Annotated in this window: 5 protein-coding genes; all 5 read left to right on the top strand. The window is 59.5% G+C overall.

The window, feature by feature from the left end; translation table 11 throughout:
• Nucleotides 1–173, top strand: a 173-nt coding sequence (locus CK226_RS14035; RefSeq protein ID WP_143750384.1) for an SUMF1/EgtB/PvdO family nonheme iron enzyme, incomplete at its 5' end; no start/stop codon positions are given.
• A gap of 52 nt (nucleotides 174–225) precedes the next feature.
• The gene (locus CK226_RS14030) at nucleotides 226–1452 is read left to right on the top strand and encodes an alpha/beta hydrolase (RefSeq protein ID WP_095792144.1); all 1227 of its coding nucleotides are present in this window, start codon (nucleotides 226–228) and stop codon (nucleotides 1450–1452) included.
• A gap of 78 nt (nucleotides 1453–1530) precedes the next feature.
• On the top strand, nucleotides 1531–3363 hold the full coding sequence (locus CK226_RS14025; protein WP_095792143.1) for a mechanosensitive ion channel domain-containing protein: 1833 nt from the start codon (nucleotides 1531–1533) through the stop codon (nucleotides 3361–3363).
• Between the two features lie 997 nt (nucleotides 3364–4360).
• On the top strand, nucleotides 4361–5311 hold the full coding sequence (locus CK226_RS14020) for an AraC family transcriptional regulator (protein WP_095773183.1): 951 nt from the start codon (nucleotides 4361–4363) through the stop codon (nucleotides 5309–5311).
• 107 nt (nucleotides 5312–5418) lie between these two features.
• On the top strand, nucleotides 5419–5739 hold the full coding sequence (locus CK226_RS14015; protein WP_095773182.1) for a hypothetical protein: 321 nt from the start codon (nucleotides 5419–5421) through the stop codon (nucleotides 5737–5739).
• Nucleotides 5740–6000 lie beyond the last annotated feature (261 nt).

The raw sequence follows: 6000 nt of genomic DNA, 5'->3' as shown, positions 1-6000 counted from the left end.
GCTACGATCCGCTGACGCCTGACATCAGGATTCCGCGCAAGGTCACCAAGGGCGGGTCCTTCCTCTGCGCGCCCAACTACTGCCGGCGTTATCGTCCCGCCGCGCGCATGGCGCAGGCGATAGACACCTCCACTTGCCACCTCGGCTTCCGCTGCATCGTGCGTCCGGTGTGAGGGAAGAGTCCGGAAGCTCGGCTGGCATAACCCGCAAGGGCAAAGAAGGGCAATGGCACAGTCTAAATGGGTGGGTAGGCAGTCCGTATGGGGTATATCAGCTCTGTTTCTCACGCTGACGGCGTGCGGAGCAGGACCAGAAGGCGTTCTGGCGCCAATCCCCGCGAATCTGGTATCGTCGGCGGCATCGGATGTAACGATGCTGGTCGCAACCAGCCGCAAGCCTTCCGGCGACCCAGCGACCCTGTTTACAGGCGAGCGCAGCCCGACGCTTTCCATGACCGATCTGACCATTTCAATTCCGCCGAAGCGGGCGCCCGGCACGGTCGAATGGCCAAAAACGCTGCCACCGAATCCCGAAAGGGACTTCGCTGTTGTTGCCGTGAAGAATCTGTCGATTCCCGAGGCTCACAAATGGCTATATTCTCACAATTCGAACGGCCATGTTCTCGTATTCGTACATGGCTTCAACAACCGCTACGAAGATTCGGTTTTTCGCTTCGCGCAGTTTGTGCATGACTCGCGAGCAAGGGTCGCGCCTATTCTTTTCACGTGGCCTTCGCGCGCCAGCGTGCTCGGCTACAACTACGACAAGGAAAGCACCAATTTCTCACGAACTGCGTTCGAGCGAACGTTGAAGGCCTTGGCGGACGACCGCAGCGTGACGGACATCACCCTCATGGCTCACTCGATGGGAACATGGCTTGCCATGGAATCGCTGAGGCAGATGGCATTGGAGGACGGGCAGGTTTCGCCCAAGATCAGGAACGTCATCCTTGCATCTCCCGACCTCGATGTGGATGTCTTTGGTCGCCAGTGGACCGAACTTGGACCGAAAAAACCGAAATTCACGATCACAGTTTCACGGGATGATCGGGCGCTTGCGGTCTCGCGTCTGATTGCAGGCAATGTCGATCGGGTTGGGCAGGCTGATCCGTCAAAGGAGCCGTACAAATCGAAGCTGGAGGCAGCCGGAATAACCGTCCTCGATTTGACCGACGTGAAGACCGACGATCGCTTGAACCACAGCAAGTTTGCCGAAAGCCCGGAAATCGTTCAGTTGTTGGGCGCACAATTGGGTTCCGGTCAAATCATGACCGACTCGCGAGTAGGCCTTGGTGACAAGCTGGGTCTGATGGTTGCCGGCACGGTCGACACTGTTGGCAACGCCGCGGCAGCGACGGTCAGTGGGACCGTTACGACGGTCGAGGGGAAAGCGGGCAAACCCCGGCCCGACGAACTGGAAACGATCCTGAAGGGCGATGCGACTACCGAATGATCCGTACTGGAGAACCGAAGCGCAGGACTTGTCGGTTACTACGGGCGAGGCGCTGAAGGGGGAGAACTCGTGGACACGATGGCGGAAACAGACGTTCCTTCGTTGATTTGGGGGGTCGAACAGCTCACCGAGCGTTTCGTTTCCGGACTGTTCGCGCGGCTTGCCGCTTTGGCCGACGTCCCCGTCGAACTTGAAAACCTGAAGGCTTCGCTCGCGGCCGGGGGGACGCCTTTGCTTGTGCTGTTGTTCGAGATTGTGTTGCTTGTTGCGCTCGTCGCGGGGGTGTTCATCCTGCTTGCCCGGCGGTTCAAGAAGACGAGCGCCACAAGGAGTGGATGGCGCAGATTCTTTGCGGGTGCGACGGCTACTGTGGTGGCTCTGGTGGTCGGTTTCATCGCGGCGCGGCTGCTGGGCGGTTCTGGCGTGCCTTTGCAAACCCTTCGCCTTTGGGCTGTGGCGACGGTGCTCGGCTTAATCATCCTCGCCGCCGTCAGATCACTCTTGATGGCATCGCGGCGAACCGAGTTCGCAGAGCGCTCCATCCATCTGGCGGCGCTCGTGCGCGACCTCTCGCTTGCCATTGGCCTGGCGATCATCGCCGTTACGCTGGTCGCGACGTTGCGGCTCTTGAGCGTCGGGCCGGCCTTGGGGGATCTGCTGCGAACAGGCGTGGCAATTCCGATCTACCTTCTGTTTGCATGGGCGGTATGGCGGCACAGACGCACAATGGCAGTCGCCGTCGCCGGTCCGCGGCCCAGAAGCCGCTGGCGCACCCGTCTCGCCAAAATGTGGCCGGCAATCGTGATCGCGTTCCTGATAATCACCTTTCTCAGCACTCAGGCCGCGGTGACCCTGGGAGCATCGCTTCGTGGGTCGGCCGTTCTGCTGACCGCGTTGATGTTTCTCGCCGCGCCGCATGTCGACGCAATGATCGGGAACTGGGCGCAGCGCGGTTTGGAGTCACCTGACATCTCGATCCTGGCAGCGGCAGGGCGCCAGACCGCCCGCTTCACCGTCGTGGCTATCATTGTTGCCATGCTGGGAACGCTATGGGCGACACCGCTTGCTGCCGGGTTCGGCATAGATCTCCGAGAGGTCGCCAAGGGCGCATCTGGGGTGGCGCTGATCATGTTGGGGGCGGCGTTTCTTTGGAACGTGGTCGGGGCAGGGACGGCTCGTGCCTTGCGCGCGGAGTTGCCCGCCGTAGGGGGTGACGAGGAGGTGCAGGGTGCGCCGCGTTCACGGCTGGGCACGCTGATGCCGCTGCTCAACGCGGTCGGCAAATCGAGCATTCTGGCCTTGGCGCTGCTCTCGATCCTGGTGACGATCGGGATCAATGTCTGGCCGCTGATCGCCGGCATGAGTGTGTTCGGGCTGGCCATCGGCTTCGGCTCGCAGACGCTGGTGAAGGACCTGGTCTCCGGGCTGTTCTTCCTGATCGACGATGCATTCCGCTTCGGCGAATATATCGAAACGTCAGGCGCGAAAGGAACCGTGGAAAAAATCTCGGTCAGGTCGGTTTCCCTGCGCCATCAGCGCGGCGCCTTGGCGACAATCCCCTATGGCTCGATTGGCAAGATTCAGAATTTCAGCCGCGACTGGATGATCGAGAAACTGACCTTTCGCGTTGCATTCAACACCGATGTCGACAAAGTTCGCAAGATTTTCAAGAAGATCGGCCAGGATATTTCGGCCAACCCGGAACTTGCTGCAGATCTGCTCGAGCCGTTCAAAAGCCAGGGAATTGCCGAGGTTGAGGACGGCACGCTGGTCATCCGGGCCAAATTCAAGGCGAAAGCGGGCAGAAACTTCATGATCCGCCGTGCCGTTTTGATCGCCGTGCAGCAGGCATTTCAGGAAAACGGCATTCAGGCCGTCCCAAAGCCACTAACATCTAATCCCCCAGGCTAGAGCCGCGGTTTGCGATGCGCATGGTAAGATCGGCGGGCTTGATTTGGGAAGTGCCGACACGCATCGGATCAGGATTGGCTTTCAATACGCGTCTTAGCCGCGCCAGGGCAGACGGCCGGGCTGTAGGGCTATGGCGCTTCCGGTTCGCCGCACCGCTTGATCAACATCGCACCATAGTCGATCTCGGCGCCGAAGGCCTGCTCGACCACGTTCAGATCGGCGCAGACCATGCCCTCATGCTTTCCGCATAGGCGGTTGCGCCGAGAGCTTCAATCGCAAGATTAAGGGAGCTCGCCGGGGTATCTCACCAGCCGCAGCCTGCCTCATGAACACGTTCGCGTTCGCCACGCCTTCGTGGCTCGCGATGCTGCGAGCTCGTCGAGCGGTATGATCTGTGCGGCTCGGACAAGTAGAAGCAAGCGGTATGATAGGCGGGCAATGCCTCCAGGCTGGCGATGAGTTCGGGCGGCAGGCTACCGGTCTGCACTTGGTCGCTAGCGAGAAAGCCGTAGTTTAGGGGCGAGGCATTGGCCGTTTTCATGCAGGCTCCCTGATGTGCGATGTAGCTCGGACTGCCTCCCAGCAAGCGACGCGCTTACACCACTGGCTTGTATTCTGCTTGCCTGCACGCGGATGATCTCATCCACGCGCTTGCACGTTTCTCCCAACCTTTGCTGCAAGTGCGCTGGTAAGCCCTGATTATTCCAGATCGACAGCAGATCGATGTCCCTGCCCATCTCTAGTCTAGGCTTGCCATGGCCATCGCGTATGTCGCGATCTGTGCCCAGTAGCCGCGGAATTCTGCCTCTCAGTTTCGCATCGGCAACGTTTTTCGCGCCGATTGATTTGGCGCAATTTAAGCATAAGCTATCCCTAATATAACTGCGTTGCTATCCGCTTTGAGCAAAGGATCAGGTTCTTGACCTCGTGGCCTTCATCGCCTTCGCACAGGGATGTGCAGCTTGGCCCGGACCAACTTGGAAGCGCAGCCTCGGGAATGCTGGTGAAAATTGACCAGCTTTCGGCCGGCGGGGCACCCTCACGCATCCGACAAATTCAATCTCATGGCAAGTGGGCGCTTGACCTGGCCAACTTCAATTGCACCGTACATGCCAATGGCGGACTGGATAGCGACTCAGTGGTCGTATTGGCCGTGGAGCGCGCCTGCGGATCGACAATCTGCCGCATTCCACTTGAGGACGGCATGGTCGTCACAATCCCCGCTGGCACGATGATAACCGCAACTATCCAGCCCGGTCTTAGTTATGCGGCCTCCGTGATTCCGACCGCCCTCTGGGCTGAAATTCAGGCGCTTGCCGTGGGAATGTTCGCGGCCCAGGTCGCCGATCATCCGAAGGCCGTCAGGCTCTCAATCAACCAAGCACGAATTCTCCGGAACCAGGTGGAGGCGACTGCGAACAATCTCGTGGCAGCCGCTGGCGATTCAATTCAACTGGAGCAGCCCCCCGATGCATTCCTGGAATATTTGGGAGCGCTGGGTGGGGCTCGGGCTATTGCAGATGGTCGTGCACTCGCGATCGATCATTCTCCACGTCGATATCTCCGCCAAGCCTGGACGGCTGAGGATTTCATCCGCGTCCACATTCGAGAAGACCTACCGATCGTTCGGTTGTGCAGGGAAGTCGGCGTGAGTCGTCGTCAACTGGAGTACGCATTTCGTGCGACATTCGCGGCAAGTCCATTGGAATTCATACGCACTCTCCGCCTAAACGAAGCCAGACGGCAACTGACGACTGCACGTGCCAATGGCCTGAATGTCACGAAGGTTGCGATGGATGTTGGGATTACCCACCTTGGACGTTTCGCGACGAGCTATCGGCAACTGTTTGGTGAATCCCCCAAGGAAACATTCCTTCGTGCGGGAATATCGTGGCCGCGCCTGAAGTCGGCCGATGCAACGGATTGCCAGCCTGCGCCGATCGAATAGTGCTGTGCCATCACGGGACCGATAATCAGTTTTATCGGAGTTGCGCAATTCGGATAGCGGCGGGTGCACTCGAAAGGTAGTTTCCCTCCCTCTTGGGAGGATCAACAATGAAAAAAATTGTCTTGAAGCTAACCAGCGCTGCCGGGGTTGCCGCAATAATGTTTGTCGGCCTGCTCGATCCGGTTGCGCCGTTCTCCCCCTTCGTCGGCTACGCTCAAGCAAGAGTGGGGCATCCGCTCACGCCTGGCAGCGCCGCCGGGGTCGCCAGACGTACCACACGCCGAGTGATCCGCCGTTCAACTGTCTACGTGACGAAGCTGCCTGCGGCCTGTGCGAAGACCTCGGTCAATGGCATCCTGCTATGGCACTGCGGCGCCGCCTATTATCAGCCCTCCGGCGGACGTTATGTCGTCGTCTCCGTACATTAGCTGAGATGCGACACTGAGTGCGAATGCCGGAGGCCCGGCTTGGGCGCGGCATATCGTTTCCACCTTTCTTCTCTGGCGACCGTGGTCGCGTCGTTGATGTGCCCAACTGGATTTTGACCGGCGAACTCGCCGATATCCGCGCAGCATGCGGCGAACTCTGGTTTTAACAAGCGCCATCTGCCAGGCCCGGCTGACGTACGCGGGACCCGGGGTGTCGGCCATTTCCATAGAAACTGGTTGTTGCGCCACCGGGGCTGCATC

The sequence above is a fragment of the Mesorhizobium sp. WSM4311 genome (assembly GCF_002295115.1).
In the GTDB taxonomy this organism is placed as follows: domain Bacteria; phylum Pseudomonadota; class Alphaproteobacteria; order Rhizobiales; family Rhizobiaceae; genus Mesorhizobium.
This window is presented reverse-complemented; position numbering and strand designations above follow the sequence as displayed.